The organism is Streptomyces sp. 2-1, from assembly GCF_048564895.1.
GTDB lineage: Bacteria > Actinomycetota > Actinomycetes > Streptomycetales > Streptomycetaceae > Streptomyces > Streptomyces phaeochromogenes.
This window is the reverse complement of record NZ_CP183383.1, coordinates 1,247,311-1,268,046: the sequence shown is the minus strand read 5'-3', so window position 1 is coordinate 1,268,046 and position 20,736 is coordinate 1,247,311. Positions and strand designations below refer to the sequence as shown.

Genomic DNA, 20,736 nt, shown 5'->3' with positions numbered 1-20,736 from the left:
CCGTGCCGCCCATGGGTACCCGATGGCGGCTGTCCCCTTCAGGACGGAACGACCGCCACCGGGCACTCGGTGTGATCCACCACCGCATGCAGGGTGGGGCCGAGCGACGGGCCGGTCCGTCCCACGACCAGCAGCTCGGCGCGGGCCGATGCCTGGACCAGGGCGGAAGACGGACTCTTCAGGCGCACGTCCTCATGGACGCGGACGTGTGGATGCTTCTCCCGCAACGGTCGCAGCACGTCCGACAGCTGCTGGACCTCCTGGTCCTCCCAAGCGCCTCGGTCCTCCTCGGGAAGGGCGAACGGCATCCACTGCTCGGCGGAGGACGGCAGCCGCCAGGCATGGACGACGCGCAGCAGTGCCCCGCGCCGCTCCGCGGCGTCGAACGCGAAGCTCAGCGCGGCGGCCGCCGGACGGCGCGCGTCGATGCCGACTGCCACTGCGCGGGGTGACCGCCCGCCGACGGCGGGACGGTCGGGGACGAGCACCACGGGCCGGTTCCCGAGCGCGGCGACACTGTGCGCCACGGAGCCGACGGCCAGTCCCGCAAAGCCTCCCGCACCGCGCATACCGAGAACCACGAGGTCGGCCCGCCTTCCCGCGGACAGCAGCGCCGGCACGGTCTCTCCGGTGAGGTCGACGCCTTCGATCCGGAGCGCCGGGTGATCTTCGGCAAGCGCCTTCACCAACGCGTCCGGGGCGGGTTCACGGCAGTACGGCCATATCGCGAGTGCCTCCTCGGCGGACAGTGACGAGACATGCGCGACCCGCAGCGGCAGGCCACGCACCCGCGCCTCGCCCACCGCCCAGTCGACCGCGACGCGACTGCACGCGGAGCCGTCGATGCCGACAACGATCGTTCGCTCCATGGCGGTTCGCCCTTCTGGCATACGGAAGTTCTTGCGTCCACGGTCCGCCAGGGCACTGCCCGGTTCATAGGGGCCATACGGATCCGAACGGAGCTCAACGGCCCCTCCGTCTGCCCCGTCCGGACAGGACTCAGGGCTGACCGGCCCAGAAGCCGACCCCGGACAGCCCCTGGGGTGAGCCCCCGGTCCGCCGGATGCTCGAACTGACGAAAGGCTGGAGGACCACGATGACGGACGACAAGCACGGCCCCCACACGGTTCACGCACTGCTCGCGGACGGGACCACGGTGTGCATACGTCCCGTGGAGCCAGGCGACCACGAACCCCTCCAGGGGCTGTACGAGGAGATGTCCCCGGAGAACCTCCGGCTGCGGTTCTTCGGAGCCAGCCGCCGGTCCGCCGAGGTGGCGGCCGACCACGCCTGCGCACCGCCGCGCCCCGGACACCGTGCGCTCCTCGCCGAGGCGCAGCACCAGGTGATCGGCCTGGCCGAGTACGAGACCGGCGAGGACACGGGCCGCGCGGAGATCTCGATCGCGGTGGCCGAGGGACTGCACCACCGGGGTGTCGGCACGCTACTCCTCGAGCATCTGGTCTCAGCCGCCCGAGCCGAAGGCATCACCGCTTTCACGGCCGACGCACTCGCGGAGAACCACGAAGTGCTCCAGCTCTTCGCCGACCTCGGGCTGCGCGCGTCCCGCCACTTCGAGGGCCCGGAAGTGCGCTGCACCATCGAACTCGAAGAGGACGAGACATATCTGTCGGCGGTGGAAGCACGCGGCCGGGCCGCCGACGTGGCCAGCCTGGAACCCCTGCTGAGGCCGGACTCGATCGCCGTGATCGGCGCCGGACGCAGGCCCGGGTCGGTGGGCCGGGCCCTGCTCCACCATCTGCGCACGGGCGGCTTCACACGGCGCCTGTTCGCCGTGAACCCGAGCGTCACCTCGCTGCTCGGCGTGCCGTCGTATCCGTCGGTCGGCGCCCTGCCCAAAACCCCGGACCTCGCGGTTCTCGCGGTGCCCGCGGCGGCGGTACCCGCCACCGCCGAGGAGTGCGGCAAGACCGGCGTACGGGCGCTGCTCGTCGTGTCGGCGGGGCTCGACAGAAATGAGGCGCATGCGCTGCTGGCCGCGTGCCGGACCTACGGCATGCGTCTCGTCGGGCCCAACTGCCTGGGCGTTTCCAACACGGATCCGGCGCTCTCCCTCGACGCGACCTTCGCCGCCGATCATCCGAGCCCCGGCACGGCGGGTGTCGCCGTGCAGTCCGGCGGCGTCGGTATCGCCCTGCTCGACGGTCTTTCCCGGCTCGGCGTCGGTGTCTCGACCTTCGTCTCGCTCGGTGACAAGTACGACGTCAGCGGCAACGACATGCTCCAGTGGTGGGAGAGCGACGGCCGCACCGAACTCGCCCTGCTGCACCTGGAGTCCTTCGGCAACCGGCGAGCGTTCTCCCGTACGTCCCGGCGAGTGACCCGGCGCATGCCGGTGCTCACCGTCGACGCCGGCCGCACCGATGCCGGCCGACGTGCCGCCGCCTCGCACACCGCGGCCGCCGCGACCCGGACCATGACGCGTCAGGCGCTGTTCACCCAGGCGGGCATCACTGCCACTGGATCGGTCGGTGAACTTCTCGAAACCGCCGCACTGTTGCACTCCCAGCCGCTCCCGGCCGGCACCCGTGTCGCGATCGTCACCAACGCGGGCGGCGCGGGTGTCCTGGCAGCCGATGCCTGCGCGGAGGCAGGACTGTCCCTGCCCTCGTTCACCCCCGAGGTGATCGACGACCTCCTCGCCGTCCTGCCCGAAGGCGCGGCCGTCGGCAACCCCGTCGACGCCACGGCGGCGGTGACGGAGGAGCAGCTCAAGGACTGCGTGGAGCGGATGGTGCGGTGCCCCGGCATCGACGCCGTCCTGCTGGCCCTCGTCCCCACGGCCGTCGCCGCCGCGACGGGTGACAACCTCGTCCGGGCCCTCACGAACGGTCCCGGACGCCGCCCCCGCACCGTGGCCGTCGTACGGCTGGAGCAGGACCTGCCCGTCAAGCTGCTGCCCGCCACAGAAGGCGGCGCCGTCCCCTCGTACGCCGAACCGGGGGCAGCCGCCAGGGCGTTGGCCCACGCGGCCCGGCGTTCGGCATGGCTGAGCCGGCCGGCGGGCACGATGCCCGACCTCGCAGGCGTCGACACCGGCCGCGCGCACACGGTCGCCGAGACCTTCCTCGCCGCCCACCCGGACGGCGGTTGGCTCGACCCGCGCACCTGCGCCGAACTCCTCGCCTGCTACGACATCCCGCAACTGGCCTGGGCCTGGGCGGAGACCGAGGACGACGCGGTCATCGCCGCAGAGCGGCTGCGCGGCCCCGACGGACGCGTGGTCATGAAGGCCCACTGGCCCGGCCTGCTGCACAAGAGCGAACAGCACGCCCTCCATCTCGACCTCCAGGGAGACTCCCAAGTGCGGGCCGCCTTCCGGGACTTGGAGACGCGATTCGCGGGGCTCATGACCGGAGTGGTCGTCCAGCCGCTCGCGGCACGCGGCACCGAGCTGTTCGCCGGCGTGGTGCAGGACGAGGTCTTCGGCCCGCTGGTGCTGTTCGGGCTGGGCGGTACCGCGACCGAAGTGCTGGCCGACCACGCCGCTCGTCTCGCCCCGCTGACGGATCACGACGTGCACGACCTGATCACCGCGCCGCGCTGTGCACCGCTGCTGTTCGGTGCGCACGGGAGCGGGCCCGTCGACCTCGAAGGCCTCGAACAACTGCTGCTGCGCCTGTCCCGCATGGCGAGCGACCTGCCGCAGCTCGCCGAGGCCGACTTCAACCCCGTCCTTGCCACGCCCGGCCACGTCACCGTGCTCGACGCGCGGGTACGCCTGCTGCCGCGCAGGGCCCAGGAGCCCTATCTGCGCCGACTGCGCTGAGGAGGAACAGACATGAAGCACAGCAGGATCGGCACCGTCATGACGGCCGACGTCGTCCGCGCCGAGTACGGCACCCCTTTCAAGGAGGTGGCTCGGCTGCTCGCAGACCACCGCATCAGCGGACTGCCCGTGGTCGACGACGACGAGAAGGTCATCGGGGTGATCTCCGAGACCGACCTGATGGCCCGGCAGTCGCAGGACCCCGGTCCAAGGCGCCGCTTCCGGCTCGCTGCTCTGAGCCGCGGTGCCCGGAAGCAGGCGGCGAAGGCCCATGCCCGAACGGCCGGCCGGCTGATGTCCCAGCCACCCGTCACCGTGCACGCCGAGGACACCATCGCCGAGGCCGCCCGGACCATGGCGCGGCATCGCGTGGAGCGGCTGCCCGTCGTGGACGAGGAGGACCGGCTCGTGGGCATCGTCACCCGGCGCGACCTGCTCCAGGTCTTCCTGCGCCCGGACGCCGACATCCGCCACGAGGTGATCGAGGAGGTCCTGGTCCGCACGCTGTGGCTGGCGCCCCGGAGCGTGACGATCACCGTGAGGGAGGGCGTCGTCACGCTCGCGGGTCACATGGAGCGCAAGAGCGAGACGGAGATCGCCGTCTCCATGACAAAACACATCGACGGAGTGGTGGCGGTGGTCGACATGCTCACCTACCGGCTCGACGACGCGCGCATCAGGCCGGACGAGCAGGCAATGCACGGAGTCACCGACGACTGGCTGCGCCGGCTGTGAGAGGAGGCGGACCGCCATGCTCAGCAAGGTACTGGTCGCCTATGGAACGACGAACGGATCAACCGCCCGGATCGCCGAGACGGTCGCCGACGTCCTGCGAAAGGAAGGGCTGGCGGTCGAGGCACTGCCCGCCCGGTCCGTCGACAGCGTGGAGGCGTACGACGCAGTGGTGGTCGGCGGCGGGCTCTACGCGGGACGGTGGCACCGTGACGCACGACGGTTCGTCCGTCGCCACCGCCGCGCGCTGACCGGGCGCCCGCTGTGGTTCTTCAGCAGCGGCCCGCTCGACGCCACGGCCTCGGAACGGGACATCCCACCTGTGCCCGGTGTCCGCCGGGCCATGGCCCGGCTCGGCGCCAAGGGACACATCACCTTCGGCGGCTGCCTCGAAGAGGGCGCGAAGGGGCGTATCGCCCGGATGATCGTCTCCTCCGGAAAGGGCGGAGACTTCCGCGACTTCGAGCAGATCGAGGCCTGGGCCACGGGCATCGCCGCACAGCTGATCACGCCCTCTCTAGGAAAGGAACCTCAGTAGACGCGGCCTCGGCCCGCTCCCACAGCGGGCGACGCCCACCCACCCCACTCCGTCTTCCCGCCGGGGCTCGGCCCCGACGCCGACGACAGCGATGCCTGCACGTGACCTCGTCTCTGTCACTGTGCGGCGATACCGGGCCGATCCTCGGCAGAGGTCCTTCGACCTCTGCCGAGGATCGGCCCGGCTCTGTCCGGCCACTAGGGCCGTCCGGCACGGGATTGCGCACCGTTCGGCTCAAGTGCCCTGCTTCAAAGGGGAGTTGGATATGAGTGAAGGAACTTCCCGATGCGTTTCCCGACAGGAGGTGAGAGCAGTGCGTACGACTCTCACGCCGGAGTTCTACCAGCTGTTCGCCGTGCTGCTGGTCGCGGCCATGGCCGTGACGTTTGTCGTAGCAGCGGTGGCCGACGGGGCCCTCGTGTGGCTGTTGCGCCGGCTGTCCACTCGCCGGCAGCCGCGCCTCGGAACAGTGCCGAACGTCCCAGACAAGGGCCGAACCGCCCCTACTGCCGACCGGACGCCGGTGGGACGGTGAACGTGGTCCCCCCGACCGTGGCGGGATGTCCAAGGCCGTACCGAAGGCGGTGACGATGATGGAGCTGCCCCTGGTTGTGGGTGTCGACGGATCGGAGTCCAGCCTCCGCGCGATGGACTGGGCGGTGGACGAGGCGGCCCTCCACGGCCTGCCGCTCCGCCTGGTGCACGCTTTCCTATGGGAGCGCTACGAGGACATCGACCTCGGGAGCGACCTCGGTCGGCCCTCCGGGCGGGTGCTTGCCGAGAACATCGTCGGATCCGCGGTGGAACGCGCCTGGCGGCGCAACCCTGCCGTGAGGGTCTCCACCGAGCTGGTGCCCGAAGAGGCGGTCTCCGCGCTGTTGCTGGAGGGCCGCAATGCCGCGGCGCTGGTGACGGGCTCGCGTGGCCGCGGCGAGCTGGCGGGACTGCTCCTGGGTTCGGTCGGCCTGGGTGTGGCGGCCCGGGCCCACTGCCCGGTGATCGTGGTGCGCGGCGACAAGGTCGCCATGGAGGGCACGCACGAGCGGATCCTGCTCGGAGCCGGGGACCCCGCCGTGAGCGGTGAGGCGGTGCGTTTCGCGTTCCGTGAGGCCGCTGCCCGCGCGAGCACGCTCGATGTCGTACGTGCCTGGCGCTGCCCCGCGCACGAGACCGCCGATCATCCGGCATCGGCGAACGAACCGGCGCGGTACCACGAGGAGCGGGCTTCGGCCCTGCTGGACGCGGTGGTCCACGACGCCGTCGCGGACCACCCGGACGTGCGGATGCGCCGAACGACGGTCGAGGGGTCGGCCCGCAAGGTCCTGCTGCACCGCTCCGCCGCCGCCGACCTGGTGGTTGTCGGAGCCCGGCGCAGGCACGGCAACTTCGGCCTCCAGCTCGGCCGGGTGGGCCACACCCTGCTGCACCACGCGGGCTGCCCGGTGGCGATCGTGCCGCAACCGGTGTGACCGTGGAAAAACGCCCCGTACGCCCCTCATTCCTTCTCGCTCAGGAGCTGTCCATGACCGTCCGAGTGGGTATCAACGGATCCGGCCGCATCGGTCGCGCCCACCTGCTCCGGGCACCGGAGCGTGCCGAATCCGGCAGGTCGGCGTCCGCCGAGGCGGCCGACGGGCGGTTGCACGGCATCCTGCGGGTGACCACCGCGCCGGTCGTCTTCCGTGACGTGATCGGCGATTCCGCCTCCTGCGTCTTCGACGCGGCCCCGGCCTGGGCGCACGGCGACCTGGTGAAGGTCTTCGGCCGATACGACAACGAGTGGGGCTACAGCAAACGGCTGCTCGATCTCACCGGCCACGTGGCGGAGCAGCTGTGAACCGGCCGCCCGCCCGGCCCGGGAACTCCCGCGACGGTATTGCACCCGTGCTGCGGGGCGTTCGCGCCGTCGTCCTCGACACCGACGGAGTGATCACCGACTCGGCCAGGGTGCACGCCGCCGCCTGGAAGACGGCCTTCGACGCGTTCCTGCGCGACCATCCGCCCGAGGACCCCCACCAGCGGCGTCCGTTCGACACACGCGACGACTATCTGAAGTACGTGGACGGCAGGTCCCGCCTCGACGGCGCCGCGGCCTTCCTCGCCTCACGCGGCCTCGACCTGCCCGCCGGGACGGTCCGCGACGTCGCCGCCGACAAGGAGCGGCTGTTCACCGAGCGGCTGCGTGAGAAGGGCATCGACGCCTACCCGGGCACGGTACGGCTGCTGCGCGCCCTGCGACGCGAGGCGATGCCCCTTGCAGCCGCCTCCGCGTCCCGCCACGCCCGTGAACTCCTCACCAGGGCCGGCGTCCTCGACCTCTTCGACGCGCTGGTCGACGGCGGCGAGGCGGCCAGGCTCGGCCTGCCGGGCAAACCGCAGCCCGACCTCTTCCTGGAAGCGGCCCGCCGGCTCGGTGTCCCCGCCGACCGCACCGCCGTCGTCGAGGATGCCCTGGCAGGCGTGGAGGCGGGCCGTCGGGGCGGGTTCGCCCTGGTCATCGGTGTGGATCGCACTGCCGGTCCGGGTACCGGGGACAGACTCCTGCGGCACGGCGCCCACCTGGTCGTACACGACCTGGGTGAACTGATCGAGGCAGGAGCACCGACGTGACGGGCTGGACCTGGGACTACGAGGGCTACGAGCCCGCGGACGAGCGGCTCAGGGAGTCCCTGTGCACGCTGGGCAACGGCTACTTCGCCACCCGAGGGTCGATCCCCGAGTGCGCGTCGGACGACGTGCACTACCCCGGGACGTACGCGGCGGGTTGCTACAACCGGCTCACCTCCGACGTGGCGGGACGCCGGGTCGAGAACGAGGACATGGTCAACCTGCCCAACTGGCTGCCGCTCCGATTCCGTCTGCACGGCGATGACGGCCCGGGACCGTGGCTCACCCCGGACACCGCGACCGTCCTCGAACACCACCAGACTCTCCATCTGTCCACCGGTCTGCTGGAGCGCCGGACGCGGTACGCCGACGACGGGGGCCGCACCCTGGCCGTACGCCAACTGCGCCTCGTGCACATGGCCGACCCCCATCTGGCCGCGCTGCGCACCGAGTTCACGGCGGAGAACTTCTCCGGTGAACTCGACGTCGAGGCGGTCCTCGACGGCGCCGTCACGAACGCGGGCGTGGCGCGCTACCGGGACCTGGACGGCCGCCATCTGACCCACGTGCACACCGACACCGCCGCCCCGGACACGGTGTGGCTGCGCTGCCGCACCCGTACGTCGGACATCCGCGTCGGCATGGCGGCCCGCCTCACCGCGCACGAACCTGTATCCACCCATCACGGGGCCCTGCGCGCCGTCCAGCACACGCGCCTGCCCCTCGCCCCCGATCGCACCGTCACCGTCGACAAGACCGTCACTCTGCACACCTCGCGGGACTCGGCGATCAGCGACCCGCTGCGCGCGGCGATCGACCGCGTGAGCGCCGCACCCGGCTTCGACGACCTGCTGGAGTCGCACATCACGGCATGGGACCAGCTGTGGCGCCGGGCCGAACTGGACGTGCCGGGCGAGGCGGGCAGCATCCTGCGGCTGCACCTCTTCCACGTCCTGCAGACCCTCTCCCCGCACACCGCCGACCTCGACGTGGGCGTACCGGCCCGAGGTCTGCACGGTGAGGCGTACCGGGGTCACGTCTTCTGGGACGAGCTGTTCGTCCTCCCCTATCTCAACCTGCACTTCCCCGAGGTGTCCCGCGCCATGCTGGGCTACCGCCACCGTCGGCTCGAACAGGCCCGTTCCGCGGCCCGTTCCGTCGGCCGGACAGGTGCGCTCTACCCATGGCAGAGCGGCAGCGACGGCCGCGAGGAGACACAGGAGCTGCATCTCAACCCACGCTCCGGGCGCTGGCTGCCCGACCACTCACGCCTTCAGCACCACGTCGGCTCGGCCGTCGCCTACAACGTGTGGCAGTACTGCGAGGCGAGCGGGGACGCCGAGTTCCTGCACACCAAGGGCGCCGAGATGCTCCTGCAGATCGCCCGCTTCTGGGCGGACTCGGCCACGTACGACGAGAGCCTCGGACGACACCGCATCCGTGGCGTGGTCGGCCCCGACGAGTACCACGACGCCTACCCCGGTGCCGAGAAGCCCGGCCTGGACGACAACGCCTACACGAACGTCACGGCCGCATGGGTGCTGACCCGCACGCTCGAAGTACTCCAGGCACTTCCCGAACCGCGCCGACGGGAACTCGTCGAACGGACGGCTCTGGACGGCGGCGAACTCGAACTCTGGGAGGACGTGTCCCGCACGCTCCATGTGCCCTTCCACGACGACGTCATCAGCCAGTTCGAGGGCTACGGCGACCTGGAGGAACTCGACTGGGACGCCTACCGCGACCGGTACGGCGACATCCGTCGGCTGGACCGGATCCTGGAGGCGGAAGGCGATACCGTCAACCGCTACCAGGCGTCCAAGCAGGCCGATGTCCTCATGCTCGGCTACCTCTTCTCACCCGCCGAACTCCAGGGTCTGTTCAGCAGACTCGGCCACCGCCTCGACGAAGCCACCTGGCGGCGCACCGTCGACTACTACATGCGCCGCACCAGCCACGGCTCCACCTTGAGCGGACTGGTCCACGGCTGGGTGCTGGCCCGGGCCCGGCGCGCCGAGGCGTGGACGTTCTGCCAGGAGGCGCTCAAGGGCGACATCGCCGATCTCCAGGGCGGGACCACCGGAGAGGGAATCCACCTGGGCGCCATGGCCGGCACTCTCGATCTGGTCCAGCGCGGACTGACCGGACTGGAAACGCGCCAGGGTGCCCTGTGGCTGGACCCGGTGCCCCTGCCCGAGCTGTCCTCCTACGGGTTCGCCCTTCGCTACCAGGGGCACTGGGGAGTGCGGCTGCGAATGGTGCAAGGGAGCCTGGAGATCGAGGTGCCCTCGTCCGACCTGTCGGCCATCGATGTCCGGCTGCGCGATCGTGTGGTTTCCGTGCAGCCGGGGGAGACGTGCCAACTGGTACTGCCCGACTGACAGCTGTGCGGGAAGAGTTGCAGGAGACCCGGCCAGAGCCTTGGTCAGGCTCATCAGGACTGACGATGGTGTCAGCGCTGGTTCCTTCTTCTGGTCTGCCGCTCTGATTTCTGAAAAGACATCTGCTCCAAGCTAGGAGTCCATCGGCGTATTCGTTGATGCGTTGAAGGAAACGGAGTCCGGCTCCTCTGTGGTTGCTGGGGGTCTGCAACTGTCCGATGGCGGCGACCAAGGGCTTGGGACTTTGCTGAGCTTCGCGCAATGCTTCGATCGGCGGGCTGTTCATCGTCCTGATCTTCGTCGCACTCCAGCGGTTCTTCATCAACGGGCTGGCCGGTGCGGTCAAGTAGGAGCGAGGACGATGTCCCGCATCGGCTCAGGCGCCCACCGGGCTGGGGACCTGGCCGCCGAGCAGGCTGCCCGCGCCGGGAACGACCGTGGGCAGGCCCAGCTCGACGAGGATGCGGTACGCCGTGGCGGTGGCCGCCGAGAGCACCGGCAGCCCCGCCGCCTCCTCCACCGGCTGGATCGACGGCAGCGAAGGCATCTGGACACAGGCGGACAGGACGAGCGCGTCGGCCCGTGACAGGTCGAGCCGCTTCCAGTGCTCGCGCAGATCGGCCGGGTCGAGGCGGGCGACGGCCAGGTTGTCCGGCACCTCCAGACTCAGCGCGTCCACGACCTCGACACCTGTGTCCTCGATGTAGTCCGCGACCAGCCGGGTGAGCGGCTTCATGTACGGCGTGACGATCGCGACCCGCCCGGCGCCCAGGGCCCTGATGCCGTCGAGCAGGGCGCCGGCGCTCGAGATCACGGGCGCCCGGGAGCCCTCGGCGCGCAGCACACCGGTGATCTCGTCCTCGGCGGTGCAGTGGTACCCAGGCCCCTGCGCCATGATCGCCACGAGGCAGGCCGTGGCGACCACGTCGGGCCGGGCGTCGGCGAGCTCCAGCGCCGCACGCCCGGTCTGCGCGTTCATGGCGCGCAGCTGCTCGGGCGTAACGTGCCGCATCCGCATGCGGCTGCTGTGGAAGACGAACCGGTCCTCCGGAAGCAGGGACTCGCGCTGCCGCATCATGCGGGGCAGCTCCGTCTCCATGGTCAGGTTCGAGCTGGGCACGATCATGCCGATGTGGTGATCGGTCGTGGTCGCGTTCACGGTCTCGGTCACGGGATCCTCCGGGTGTCCGGCGTACGTGGGATACGTACGGTGGTCGGCGGCCGGGGATCCGCTTCCGCGGTGGGTTACGAGTCCTCGGCCAGTCCCTCCCAGTGGTCGGCGAGGGACGTGAGCAGATGCATGACTTCTTCGCGCCGCTCGGGGTCGAACGGTCCGAGCAGCCGTTCGTCGAGTTCGCGCGCGCGGCGGTTCGCGCCCTGGAGGGCCAGCTCGCCCTCCTCCGTCAGATGGAGCAGCTTGCGGCGACCGTCGTCCGCGGCCGTCCTGCGTACGATCAGGCCCCGGTTCTCCAGCCGCCGCGCGACGTCCGCCATCGTCGACGTGTCCAGGGACACCGCGGACGCCATGGAGCGCTGGTCGCTCCCCGGTGCCGCTTCGACGGCCTGGAGCACCGCGAACTGCGGGCCCGTGAGCGTCGGGTCGACGGCACGGATCCAGGCCGCGAGATACGCCTGGTAGAGCCGGCGGACCTGGTAGCCGGGCGCGGCGGTGAGCGCGGGGGGCGGGCCAGGAGGCGTGGACGTCGGGGTTGAGGTTTCGTCACCCATGGAGCCCACTTAAGCACGGCACTTGATCGTGTCGTCAGCCGGACCGGCGATCTCCGGGAAGCCGCGCACAGATGTGAACCCGCACGCCGATGTCACGCCGGCATCGGACGCAGTGCCTCGCGCAGGGCCTTGAGCGCGGCGGGCGGGTTGTCCCAGAACAGCATGTGGCCGGCGTCCGGGATCTCGGCAAGCACGGCCGACGGCAGCAGCCGGGCCGCCTCCGCCGCGCCCTCGGTGGTGACTACGGGGCTGTCCGCGCCGTACAAGAGTGCCGTGGGCCCGGGAACGGACGGCCACCAGTCGAAGAAGTCCTCGCTCTCGAAGCCGCGGTGCGTAGCCGTGACGGCCTCCGTGTCACAACTCGCCAGCCAGCGGGCCCGCAGCTCCTGCTCACGGCGCGGCCAGCGAGGCCAGGACCGGGCCACCTCGTCCGCGTCGGTGCCGCGCCGCGACTGCGCCAGCTGGTCGAGGAAGGCGTCCAGGGGGGTGGGGTAGGGCCCGCGGCCCGGGCCGCTCATCGGCGGGTCGCCCAGCACGATGCCCCGCAGTCCCACCTTGGCCCGGACGGCGGTCACGGCCGCGATCCGCGCGCCCATGGAGTGCCCGAAGAGCACCGGGCGGTGGAGACCGAGGCCCGCGACGACGGCCTCGGTGTCCTCGGCGTAGTCCTCAAGACCGTACGATCCGCCGCCGTCGGACAGCCCGCGCCCGCGGACGTCGACGACCAACGGCCGGACCAGGGGGGTCAGTTCACGGGCCACGAAGTCCATCGTGACGGCCGGGCTGGTGATGCCGGGCAGCACGACGAGGGGCACGCCGTCACCCCCGTAGTCCAGGACGTGCAGGCGCGTGCCGCCGGAGCGGACCCAGCGGCTGATGGCGGGAACGTCCGCGAGATCGGCCAGCGCGGACTGCGCCAGCAGGCGGGTGGGCGGGGGTGGGGGCATGGGGTTCTCCAATGGTGCGGAGCGGATGGGGCTACGGGGCTGTCCTCGGTAGGCCGTCGAGGTACCCGACGGCCTCCTTGACGCCGATCACGTCGCCGTACTTGGCCTGGATGTCGAAGAGGTTCGCCTCGTGCGGGCCCGGCGCGCGGTCGCCGACGCACTCCCTCGGCACCAGCACCGAGAAACCGGACTGCACGGCGTCCACGGCGGTGGCCCGTACGCAGCCGCTGGTTGTCGCCCCGCAGACCAGTACCGTGTCGCAGCCGAGTCCGGTCAGCAGGGCGGCCAGGGACGTACCGAAGAACGCGGAGGCGCCCTTCTTCACGATCAGATGGTCCTGCGGTGCGCGTGGCAGCCTCGGGTCGAGCGCGACCTCCTCGCTGCCTTCGACGAGGCTCCGCATGCCCTGCGCCTTCTGCAGCCAGGTGACGGCGTCGCCCGTCGCCTCGGCCGGTGTGTAGGAGATCGCGGTGAACACCACCGGTACCTCGGCAGGGCGCGCCGCCGCGATCAACTCGCCCGTGGAGTCGACGACTTCGGTGAGGTCGGCTCCCGAGGGGAACCCCGGTTCGGTGAAGCCGCGCGTGAGGTCGACGACGATGATCGCGGGACGGCTCCCGCGACGCACGGGTGCTCCGAACCCGGCCTGCTCGTAGGTCCGTTCGGTCTCCCGCCCGTACTGAGCGTCGCTCATGACGTCCTCCGAAGGGTTCGCAACTCCCGTGCCTGGGCGGTGAGTCGGCCGAGCAGCCAGCCCTCCAGGACACCGAAGGCGAACGCCCCTGCCACCAGGCCGTATTTGGCGGCCTGCGGGCCGAGCAGCATCGCCAGGCCGTCGAGATCGGAACCCTGCGCGAGGGCCGGCTGTGCGGCGGCGGGAGCGGATGCAGATGTATTCGTGGGCGGGGCGCTTGGTGAGGCGGCTCCGACGCCCCGGTCCTGGTCCAGCAGGCTCCCCAGGTTCCGCGCGAACTGCTGGAGGATCCGGTCCGACACCGTGACGATCGCGCCCTTGCCGAACTGGACGATCTTGCCCCGGATCACCAGGTCCGTGGAGAGCTGGAGCAGCGCTCCCTCCGGCGCTGCGAGGATTTCGAGAGCGACTTCCGCCTCCGCGTCCCCGCTGCCGTGGGTGTCGGTACCGCGCGCGTGCACCCGCAGGCGCCGCTTCTCGGCGTCGATCTCCAGGAAGCGGACGGTGCCCGCGTAGGAGGCGCTGATGGGTCCCACCCGGATCTTCACCCGGCCCCGCCAGGTGTCACCGTCCTGCCCGTCGAGCGCGGCGCCCGGCATGCAGGAGGCGACCCGTTCGACATCGTTCATCAGGGCGAAGACGTCGTCGGGGGAGGCCTTGATCGGCACGGTGTTGGTGAGTTGCATGAGTCAGTGCTCCTTGCCGGCAGGGCTGTTGCAGGGGTTGGCGCACGCCCCGCGCCGAGCCGTCGCGCAGGCGTCGATCGCCTCGACGATGGTCTGGTAGCCGGTGCACCGGCACAGGTTCGAGGCGACCACCTCGCGGATCTCCTCCTTGCTCGCCTCGTGCCGCTCGCCGAGGAACCCTTCGGCGAGCATCAGGAACCCGGGCGTACAGAATCCGCACTGCAGCGCGTGGTGCTCGGTGAACGCCCGTTGCAGATCGTTCAGCCCGCTGTCGCCGTCCGACAGCGACTCGACAGTGCGGATCCGCGCCCCTTCCGCCTGCGCCGCGAACATCAGGCAGGCGCGTACGGGCTGTTCGTCGACCAGCACAGTGCAGGCCCCGCAGATGCCGTGCTCGCACCCGACGTGCGTACCGGTCAGCCCCAGTTCGTGGCGCAGTACGTCGACGAGGGTGCGGCGGGGCTCGGTGACGACGTCGTACCGCTCGCCGTTGACATCGAGGGCGATGAGCTGGAGGTCCGGATGCGTCGCCACGGGGTCGGTGTTCATGAGGACAACTCCAGGCTCGGGGCGCCGTTCAGCGCGCGGTGCACGGTCTCGGGGGTGATCGGGGTGTGGTCGAGTTCGACGCCGGTCGGGCGCAGGGCGTCGTTGACGGCGTTGAGTACGGCGGCGGGCGCCCCGATCGTGCCGCCCTCGCCGGCACCCTTGGCGCCGGTCTCGGTGAACGTGCAGGGCGTCTCCAGGTGATGGATCAGCACGTCGGGGATCTCGTGCGCGGTCGGCACCTTGTAGTCCATGAAGCCGGTCGCCGACGGTTCGCCCTGGGCGTCGTACGTCACCTGCTCGAACAGTGCGCCCGCGATGCCCTGTGCGATACCGCCCCGGCACTGCCCCTCCACGATCTGCGGGTTGATCGCGACCCCGCAGTCCTCGACGCACATGTACCGCAGGATCTCCACCTGCCCGGTGCCCGCGTTGAGTTCGACGACGCAGGCGTGCGTGGCGTTGGAGAACGTGCCGTCGTTGAAGACGTCGAAGGTGGCGGTGGCCGACAGCCCCGGTTCGATGTCCTTGGGCAGCAAGTGCGCCTGGAGATAGGCGATGTCGGCGATCTCCTCGTAACCGAGGACGTCTTGGGAGTCACGGCGACGGGCGGCGCCTGCCGCCAACTCCACCCCGTCCGGGGCAACTCCCCACCGGGAAGCGGCGATTGCCCGCAGCTTGTCACCGAGCTTCGCCGCCGCCAGCCGTACCGCACTGCCGCCGATCGTGATGGAGCGGCTGGCGAAGGTGCCGAAGCCGTACGTGATGCGGTCGGTGTCGCCCTGATGGAGTCTCACCTTGGCGATGTCCAGGCCGAGTTCGTCGGCGACGATCTGCGCCATCGTCGTCTCGTGGCTCTGGCCGTGGTTCATGGTGCCGGTGGTGAAGGTGACCGCGCCGCTGGTGTCCATCCGCACCTCGGAGATGTCGAAGCCGGGCACCACCTGCATCTTGCGCTGTGCGAAGGCCGCCGAGCCGTAGCCGGTGCGCTCGCTGAAGCACGAGTAGCCGATGCCGAGGTGCCGGCCCTCGGCAGCCGCCGCTGCCTGCTTCTCGTACCAGCCCTCCTCCCGGACGAGCAGCTCGCACAGGTTGAGCGACTCCAGGTAGGAGCCGGGGTCGTAGGTGATGTTGTTGACGCCCGTGTACGGGAAGTCGGTGATGACGTTGCGGCGGCGGATCTCGACCGGATCCAGGCCCAGTTCGCGGGCGGCGCGTTCGAAGAGCCGCTCCATGACCATGACGTACTGCGGTCGGCTCACCCCGCGATACGGTCCGGTGGGCGCCTTGTTGGTGGTGACCGCCCGGCCCCGCACCCGGTATGCGGGCAGCTGGTAGACGCCGGGCATCTCGGCGGACGCCATCAGCGGCTCGATGCCCGCCGTGAAGGGGTAGCAGGAGTAGGCGCCCATGTCGCAGACCACGTCCGTGTCGAGGGCGAGGATCCTGCCCTCCGCGTCGAAGGCTGCCCGCGCCCGGTAGTGCTGTTCCCGGGCGAGGAAGGATGCGGTCAGCGCGTCCTTGCGGTCCTCGATCCACTTCACCGGCCGCCGGAGCCGTAGCGCTGCTGCCGCGGTGGCGATCTCCTCGCGGCCCACGACGCACTTCTGGCCGAACCCGCCGCCCATGTCGGGCACCACGACCCGCACGGCACGCTCGTCGAGGCGCAGGCAGCGGGATGCCACCGTCCTTACCTGGTGCGGGATTTGGGTGCACGTGTGCAGGACGAGTTGCTCCTCGCGGTCGTCCCACTGGGCCACGGCACCCCGGGTCTCCAGCGGCAGCGCGTTCTGCCGTCCTGTTCTCGTGTCGACGTCGACGACACAGGGTGCGGACGCGAAGATCCGGTCGATGCCTTCCGTCGCGAAGAGCGAGACGTCCACCAGGGTGTTGCGCGCGGCCTCGGCATGGACGAGCGGGGCGCCCTCCGCGAACGCCGCCTCCTCGGACATCACCGGGGGCAGCGTGGCGTAGGAGACCTTCGCCGCCTCCAGGCCGTCCTCCGCCGCGTACGCGTCGCGGGCCACGACAATGGCGATCGGCTCACCGACGTAGCGGACCTTGTCGCGGGCGAGGACCGGCATCGCGGTCGGCACGAACTCCGAGAGCGGGCGCCCCAGTTGAGCGACGATGTCGCCCAACTCCAGATCCTCGGCCGTGAACACCGCGACGACGCCCGGGACTTCGCGCACCGCCGACACATCCACCGAGGCCAGCTCGGCGTGCGCGACCGTGCTGCGGACGAACTGGGCGTGCAGCATGCCGGGCAGTGCGATGTCGTCGACGAAGCGACCGCGCCCGGTGAGCAGGCGAGGATCCTCGCGACGGCGAACCGCCTTGCCCACCAACTTCCTGTCGTTCACGACGACATGGCCTCCTCACAGGCGCGCCGGACCAGGGTCCGTACGAGTTCCTTGCGGTAGTGCGTACTGCCCGACGCGTCGGCGGGCGGTTCCACGGCCTCCGCCGCAGCCGACGCGCACGCCTCGAAGGAACCGCCGTCGGCCAACACGGCCTCCGCCTCCGGCACTCGGACGGCGGCCGACGCCACGCCGCCGAGCGCCACCCGTCCGGAACGCACCTCGCCGTCCTCCACATCGAGGTCGACCGCGGCGGCCACGAGGGCGAAGTCCCCGCGCCGCTCGGCGAATTCGGTGAGTGCGGCGTGCGGTGCGGGACGGGGGAAGACGACCTCGACGAGGAGCTCGTCCGGGTCGAGGGCCGTCGTGTAGTAGCCGAGGAAGAAGTCCCCGGCCGGGATCGTGCGTTCACCCCGCGGCCCGCGTGCCACGAACTCCGCGCCGAGTGTCATCGCGAGCAGACACCACTCGGCGGTGGCGTCGCCGTGCGCCATGCTGCCGCCGACCGTGCCACGGGTGCGGATCGGCAGGTGCCCGATCCAGGTCATGGCCCTCTTGAGGACCTCGAAGCCCGCCCCCAGCACCCCGGCCGGGTCGCTCTCCACCGTGTGATGGGTGGTGAGCGCCCCGATGCGCAGTCCGCCGTCGGCGTCCCGGTGCATCCGGTCCAGTTCGCGCAGTCCGCCTATGTCGACGAGGTGGCGCGGCCGGGCCAGCCGGTAGTTCATCATCGCGACGAGGCTCTGCCCGCCGGCGATGACCTTCGCGTCGTCGCCGAGCTCGGCCAGCAGCCGCGCGGCTCCGTCGACGTCACGGGCCCGGTGGTACTGGAAGGGGGCGGGCTTCATGGTCCTCCTGTCGTACGTTCCGTGAGTTCCGTACGGGGTTGTGCCGGCGTACCCGAGTACGGGCCGTGCTCAGAGGGTCGCCTGCTCGGGGACGGCCCGGGGAACGGCGGCCGGCGTCTCCTCCTCGTCGGCATCGAGGACCCGGCCCTTCGTCTCCGGTGCCGCGAACGCCATCCACACGACGGCCAGCAGTACCGCGATCCCCAGTACCGCGAAGGTCATCGGCAGCCCCAGCACGGGCCACATGAGCGATCCGAACAGCATCGGGGCGAATCCGGTGAGCGCCCGGCTGACCGACGAGGCCCAGCCGAAGCCGCTGGCCCGCAGTTCGGTGGGGTACAACTCCGAGGCGTACGCGTACAAGACGGGAATGGTGAGCTGGATCAGGAAGCCGAAGACGGCGATCGCCACGACGGACCCGGTCGGCATCTCCATGACCAGTGCGAACACGACCAGCGCGAGGGAGGCGACCGGCGCCGAGACTCCGATGAGCCACTTGCGGCCGACGATGTCGACGAGTGCCGTGGACACCAGCACGCCGATGATGCCGACCCCGCTCATGAGGGTGGTCTTCATGAAGGCCGCCGTGTCACCGAGGCCTTCTTCCCGCAGGATCGTCGGCATCCAGCTCAGCGCCGCGTAGTAGACCAGCATGATCGTGGCGAACAGCAGCCAGGCCGCGGAGGTGATGCGCGGGCTGAAGCTCCAGATGCGGCGCAGCTGCTCGGCCGCGGCGGCCACCCCGCGCGGCCTGGTCTCGGGGACGGGCTCCGGGATCGTGTACGGCACGACGGGTGCTCCGGTGCGGGCGACCAGGTCGTCGATGACCTTCCGGGCCTCCACCTCGCGGCCCTTCTTGGTCAGGTAGATGGGCGACTCCGGGATGCCGCGGCGGGCCCAGAACAGCAGCAGCGCGGGCAGGACCATCGTCGCGAGCATCCACCGCCAGTTGCCGTCGACCGTCAGCAGCGCCGTCGACACGAACCCGCACAGTGTGACGCCCACCGGCCACCACACATCGAGTCCGGTGAGTATCCGGCCTCGGTACTTGCGCGGCGAGAACTCGCTCACCAGCGCGTAGTCCACGGGGATGCAGCCGCCGAGGCCGATACCCGCGAGGAAGCGCAGCGCGAGGAAGACGGGGTACGTGGGCGAGAGGGCACCGAGGACGGAGAACAGGGCGAAGATCAGCAACGTGACGCTGAATGCCTTCTTCCGGCCGATCCGGTCCGCGACCGAACCCCACGCGATGGCGCCGACGGCCATGCCGACGAGGTTGGCGGTCGCGACGAGCCCGCGATCGCTCAGGGAGAGGTCGAACTGCTCACCCACGAGCGGCATGAGGAAGCCGTTCAGGGCGATGTCGTACGCGTCGAACAGGTAGCCGAGGCCGCCGATGATGAAGATCTTTCCCTGGACGGGCCATTTCCAGGGCAGTTCCTGAACTATCTGATCGCCTGTTTTCACGTTCGCTCCACGGTGTTGCGTGTCTGGTACGTGCCGCACGGTTGCGGGCGCGCTTTTTCGCGGGGCTCCGGCGTGCGGACCGGATGTGCAGGGGGGTGGCAGTTCTGAGAGGGGGCGGGGAGGCGGGGGCTCAGCGGGCGAACTGGTACGAGAACGCGCCGAGATCCGGGTCGTTGAGCGGGGTGCCCGACCACAGCCAGTCGTAGGAGAGGTCGGACTCCCCGTCGAAGTTCCTCAACTTCTCGTCCCTGGCCCGCTGTTCGGGGCCGTCGGGCAGGTGGTAGAAGGTCTTGTTGCGCAGGGACGCGTCCTGGACCATTCCGGCGTGCTTGGCGCGCCGGTCGACATAGCGGCGCAGCGCTCCCTCGACGCCGGCGGCCGTGACCGCGCCGAGTTCCTCGGCCAGTACGGCGGCGTCCTCCATGGCTTGCGAGGCACCTTGCGCCTGATAGGGGAGCATCGCGTGGCAGGCATCGCCGAGGAGGGCCACTCGGCCGTCCATCCACACCGGGTCGCGGCGCCGGTGGTGGAGCGCGAAGGCGGAGACGTCCTCCTTCGCCTTGGACAGCATGGCCGGTACGCGGTCGTCCCAGCCGGGGAACGCCTCCACGAGGTCCTGCGCGGTCGCGGACACGCTCCACTTCTCGGCGACCTCGTCCGTGCAGGGCACGCACGCCACCACGTTCAGATACTCGCCGCCGCGGATCACGTAGTGCACGAGGTGCCGGTCGGGCCCGTACCAGATGGTGCTCTGGAAGCGGTCCATGAGCCAGCGCGTCGCCGGGTCGGCGGCGATCAGATCGCCGGGGATCAGCGCCCGGAAGGCCATCTCACCGGAGAACACCAGGGTGTCGGGAAAGCCCATCAGGTCACGTGTCCGCGAGCGGATGCCGTCGGCGCCGATGAGCGCGTCGCCGGCGTGGCGGCGCCCGTCGTCGGTGACCGCCACGGGACGCGCGGGGTCGCTGCGGTCCAGCTCGACGACCTTGCTCGCGGTGTGTACGTCCACGACGGGGCCGGGGCCGTCCGGATCGACGCAGGCGTCCAGCAGGACGCGGTGCAGATCGGCCCGGTGGTAGTGCCAGTACGGCGCGTTGAACTGCTCCTTGACGCGCCGCCCTAGCGAGGTCAGGCCGACGATGCCGCCGTCCTTCCACCGGCGCCGCACCTGATCGAGCGGCTCGGTGTGGATGGCCTCCATCTGCCGGCGCAGCCCCAGCCCCATCAGCACCCGGCTCGCGTTGGGCGCCGTCTGGATGCCCGCGCCGACCTCGCCGAGCTCGGCCGCCTGCTCCAGGACGGTGACCCGCAGCCCACGCTGCCGAAGCGCCAGCGCGGCGGTGAGCCCGCCGAGACCTCCCCCGACGACGGTGACTTCGTACGACTGACTGGACGCCACTCTTCCTCCAACT

The 20,736-nt window shown here is 70.7% G+C and carries 19 protein-coding genes; 8 read left to right on the top strand and 11 right to left on the bottom strand.

What is annotated here, in order from left to right:
* Positions 1–38: 38 nt before the first annotated feature.
* A complete protein-coding gene (locus ACN20J_RS05725; protein ID WP_361913276.1) occupies positions 39–869 on the bottom strand; it encodes a universal stress protein in 831 nt (276 codons plus the stop codon).
* Between the two features lie 227 nt (positions 870–1,096).
* Here ACN20J_RS05725 and ACN20J_RS05720 point away from each other — a divergent pair, with 227 nt between their 5' ends.
* The 8 genes from ACN20J_RS05720 to ACN20J_RS05685 all read left to right on the top strand — a co-directional run bounded on the left by ACN20J_RS05720 (position 1,097) and on the right by ACN20J_RS05685 (position 10,048).
* Complete coding sequence (locus ACN20J_RS05720) at positions 1,097–3,790, top strand: GNAT family N-acetyltransferase (RefSeq protein ID WP_419665402.1); 2,694 nt, start codon at positions 1,097–1,099, stop codon at positions 3,788–3,790.
* Between the two features lie 12 nt (positions 3,791–3,802).
* Positions 3,803–4,525: a CBS domain-containing protein gene (locus ACN20J_RS05715; protein WP_419665401.1), complete on the top strand. Its 723-nt coding sequence runs from the start codon at positions 3,803–3,805 to the stop codon at positions 4,523–4,525.
* Positions 4,526–4,541: 16 nt separating this feature from the next.
* Positions 4,542–5,060, top strand: a complete 519-nt coding sequence (locus ACN20J_RS05710) for a flavodoxin domain-containing protein (protein ID WP_419665400.1) — start codon at positions 4,542–4,544, stop codon at positions 5,058–5,060.
* Between the two features lie 313 nt (positions 5,061–5,373).
* Positions 5,374–5,595, top strand: coding sequence for a hypothetical protein (locus ACN20J_RS05705; RefSeq protein WP_189838970.1), 222 nt, complete (start codon positions 5,374–5,376; stop codon positions 5,593–5,595).
* A gap of 25 nt (positions 5,596–5,620) precedes the next feature.
* A complete protein-coding gene (locus ACN20J_RS05700; RefSeq protein WP_419665399.1) occupies positions 5,621–6,529 on the top strand; it encodes a universal stress protein in 909 nt (302 codons plus the stop codon).
* A 53-nt stretch (positions 6,530–6,582) separates the two neighbouring features.
* The gene (locus ACN20J_RS05695; RefSeq protein WP_189838971.1) at positions 6,583–6,897 is read left to right on the top strand and encodes an aldehyde dehydrogenase; all 315 of its coding nucleotides are present in this window, start codon (positions 6,583–6,585) and stop codon (positions 6,895–6,897) included.
* Complete coding sequence (locus tag ACN20J_RS05690; RefSeq protein ID WP_419665398.1) at positions 6,894–7,670, top strand: HAD family hydrolase; 777 nt, start codon at positions 6,894–6,896, stop codon at positions 7,668–7,670. Before ACN20J_RS05695 ends, ACN20J_RS05690 begins: the two co-directional genes overlap by 4 nt.
* Entirely contained in the window at positions 7,667–10,048 is a 2,382-nt protein-coding gene (locus ACN20J_RS05685; protein WP_189838972.1) for a glycoside hydrolase family 65 protein, read from the top strand. The genes ACN20J_RS05690 and ACN20J_RS05685 overlap by 4 nt, the downstream gene beginning before the upstream one ends.
* A gap of 376 nt (positions 10,049–10,424) precedes the next feature.
* On the opposite strand, the gene ACN20J_RS05680 is transcribed toward ACN20J_RS05685, so the two are convergent.
* The 10 genes from ACN20J_RS05680 to ACN20J_RS05635 form a co-directional block, all read right to left on the bottom strand.
* Positions 10,425–11,174: an Asp/Glu racemase gene (locus ACN20J_RS05680; protein ID WP_419668835.1), complete on the bottom strand. Its 750-nt coding sequence runs from the start codon at positions 11,172–11,174 to the stop codon at positions 10,425–10,427.
* A 119-nt stretch (positions 11,175–11,293) separates the two neighbouring features.
* The gene (locus ACN20J_RS05675; RefSeq protein WP_189838973.1) at positions 11,294–11,776 is read right to left on the bottom strand and encodes a MarR family winged helix-turn-helix transcriptional regulator; all 483 of its coding nucleotides are present in this window, start codon (positions 11,774–11,776) and stop codon (positions 11,294–11,296) included.
* A gap of 92 nt (positions 11,777–11,868) precedes the next feature.
* Complete coding sequence (locus ACN20J_RS05670) at positions 11,869–12,723, bottom strand: alpha/beta fold hydrolase (RefSeq protein WP_419665397.1); 855 nt, start codon at positions 12,721–12,723, stop codon at positions 11,869–11,871.
* Positions 12,724–12,754: 31 nt separating this feature from the next.
* Positions 12,755–13,417 carry an isochorismatase family protein gene (locus tag ACN20J_RS05665; protein WP_419665396.1) on the bottom strand — a complete coding sequence of 221 codons (663 nt, stop codon included), beginning with the start codon at positions 13,415–13,417 and terminating at the stop codon, positions 12,755–12,757.
* Entirely contained in the window at positions 13,414–14,103 is a 690-nt protein-coding gene (locus ACN20J_RS05660; protein WP_419665395.1) for an SRPBCC family protein, read from the bottom strand. The genes ACN20J_RS05665 and ACN20J_RS05660 overlap by 4 nt, the downstream gene beginning before the upstream one ends.
* Before the next feature lie 3 nt (positions 14,104–14,106).
* The gene (locus tag ACN20J_RS05655) at positions 14,107–14,652 is read right to left on the bottom strand and encodes a (2Fe-2S)-binding protein (protein ID WP_419665394.1); all 546 of its coding nucleotides are present in this window, start codon (positions 14,650–14,652) and stop codon (positions 14,107–14,109) included.
* Positions 14,649–17,012 (bottom strand): xanthine dehydrogenase family protein molybdopterin-binding subunit, encoded by a 2,364-nt coding sequence (locus tag ACN20J_RS05650; protein ID WP_419665393.1) that lies wholly within the window; start codon positions 17,010–17,012, stop codon positions 14,649–14,651. Before ACN20J_RS05650 ends, ACN20J_RS05655 begins: the two co-directional genes overlap by 4 nt.
* A complete protein-coding gene (locus ACN20J_RS05645) occupies positions 17,009–17,857 on the bottom strand; it encodes an FAD binding domain-containing protein (protein ID WP_419665392.1) in 849 nt (282 codons plus the stop codon). The genes ACN20J_RS05650 and ACN20J_RS05645 overlap by 4 nt, the downstream gene beginning before the upstream one ends.
* Before the next feature lie 69 nt (positions 17,858–17,926).
* Positions 17,927–19,324 carry an MFS transporter gene (locus ACN20J_RS05640; protein ID WP_419665391.1) on the bottom strand — a complete coding sequence of 466 codons (1,398 nt, stop codon included), beginning with the start codon at positions 19,322–19,324 and terminating at the stop codon, positions 17,927–17,929.
* A gap of 130 nt (positions 19,325–19,454) precedes the next feature.
* Positions 19,455–20,723, bottom strand: coding sequence for an FAD-dependent monooxygenase (locus ACN20J_RS05635; protein ID WP_419665390.1), 1,269 nt, complete (start codon positions 20,721–20,723; stop codon positions 19,455–19,457).
* Between the last annotated feature and the right edge of the window lie 13 nt (positions 20,724–20,736).

Excerpts from the sequence above, each read along its gene's own strand:
- ACN20J_RS05725 (WP_361913276.1), bottom strand. The coding sequence starts at position 869 with ATGGAGCGAACGATCGTTGTCGGCATCGACGGCTCCGCGTGCAGTCGC.
- ACN20J_RS05720 (WP_419665402.1), top strand. The coding sequence starts at position 1,097 with ATGACGGACGACAAGCACGGCCCCCACACGGTTCACGCACTGCTCGCG.
- ACN20J_RS05715 (WP_419665401.1), top strand. The coding sequence starts at position 3,803 with ATGAAGCACAGCAGGATCGGCACCGTCATGACGGCCGACGTCGTCCGC.
- ACN20J_RS05710 (WP_419665400.1), top strand. The coding sequence starts at position 4,542 with ATGCTCAGCAAGGTACTGGTCGCCTATGGAACGACGAACGGATCAACC.
- ACN20J_RS05700 (WP_419665399.1), top strand. The coding sequence starts at position 5,621 with ATGTCCAAGGCCGTACCGAAGGCGGTGACGATGATGGAGCTGCCCCTG.
- ACN20J_RS05695 (WP_189838971.1), top strand. The coding sequence starts at position 6,583 with ATGACCGTCCGAGTGGGTATCAACGGATCCGGCCGCATCGGTCGCGCC.
- ACN20J_RS05680 (WP_419668835.1), bottom strand. The coding sequence starts at position 11,174 with ATGATCGTGCCCAGCTCGAACCTGACCATGGAGACGGAGCTGCCCCGC.
- ACN20J_RS05675 (WP_189838973.1), bottom strand. The coding sequence starts at position 11,776 with ATGGGTGACGAAACCTCAACCCCGACGTCCACGCCTCCTGGCCCGCCC.
- ACN20J_RS05670 (WP_419665397.1), bottom strand. The coding sequence starts at position 12,723 with ATGCCCCCACCCCCGCCCACCCGCCTGCTGGCGCAGTCCGCGCTGGCC.
- ACN20J_RS05665 (WP_419665396.1), bottom strand. The coding sequence starts at position 13,417 with ATGAGCGACGCTCAGTACGGGCGGGAGACCGAACGGACCTACGAGCAG.
- ACN20J_RS05660 (WP_419665395.1), bottom strand. The coding sequence starts at position 14,103 with ATGCAACTCACCAACACCGTGCCGATCAAGGCCTCCCCCGACGACGTC.
- ACN20J_RS05655 (WP_419665394.1), bottom strand. The coding sequence starts at position 14,652 with ATGAACACCGACCCCGTGGCGACGCATCCGGACCTCCAGCTCATCGCC.
- ACN20J_RS05645 (WP_419665392.1), bottom strand. The coding sequence starts at position 17,857 with ATGAAGCCCGCCCCCTTCCAGTACCACCGGGCCCGTGACGTCGACGGA.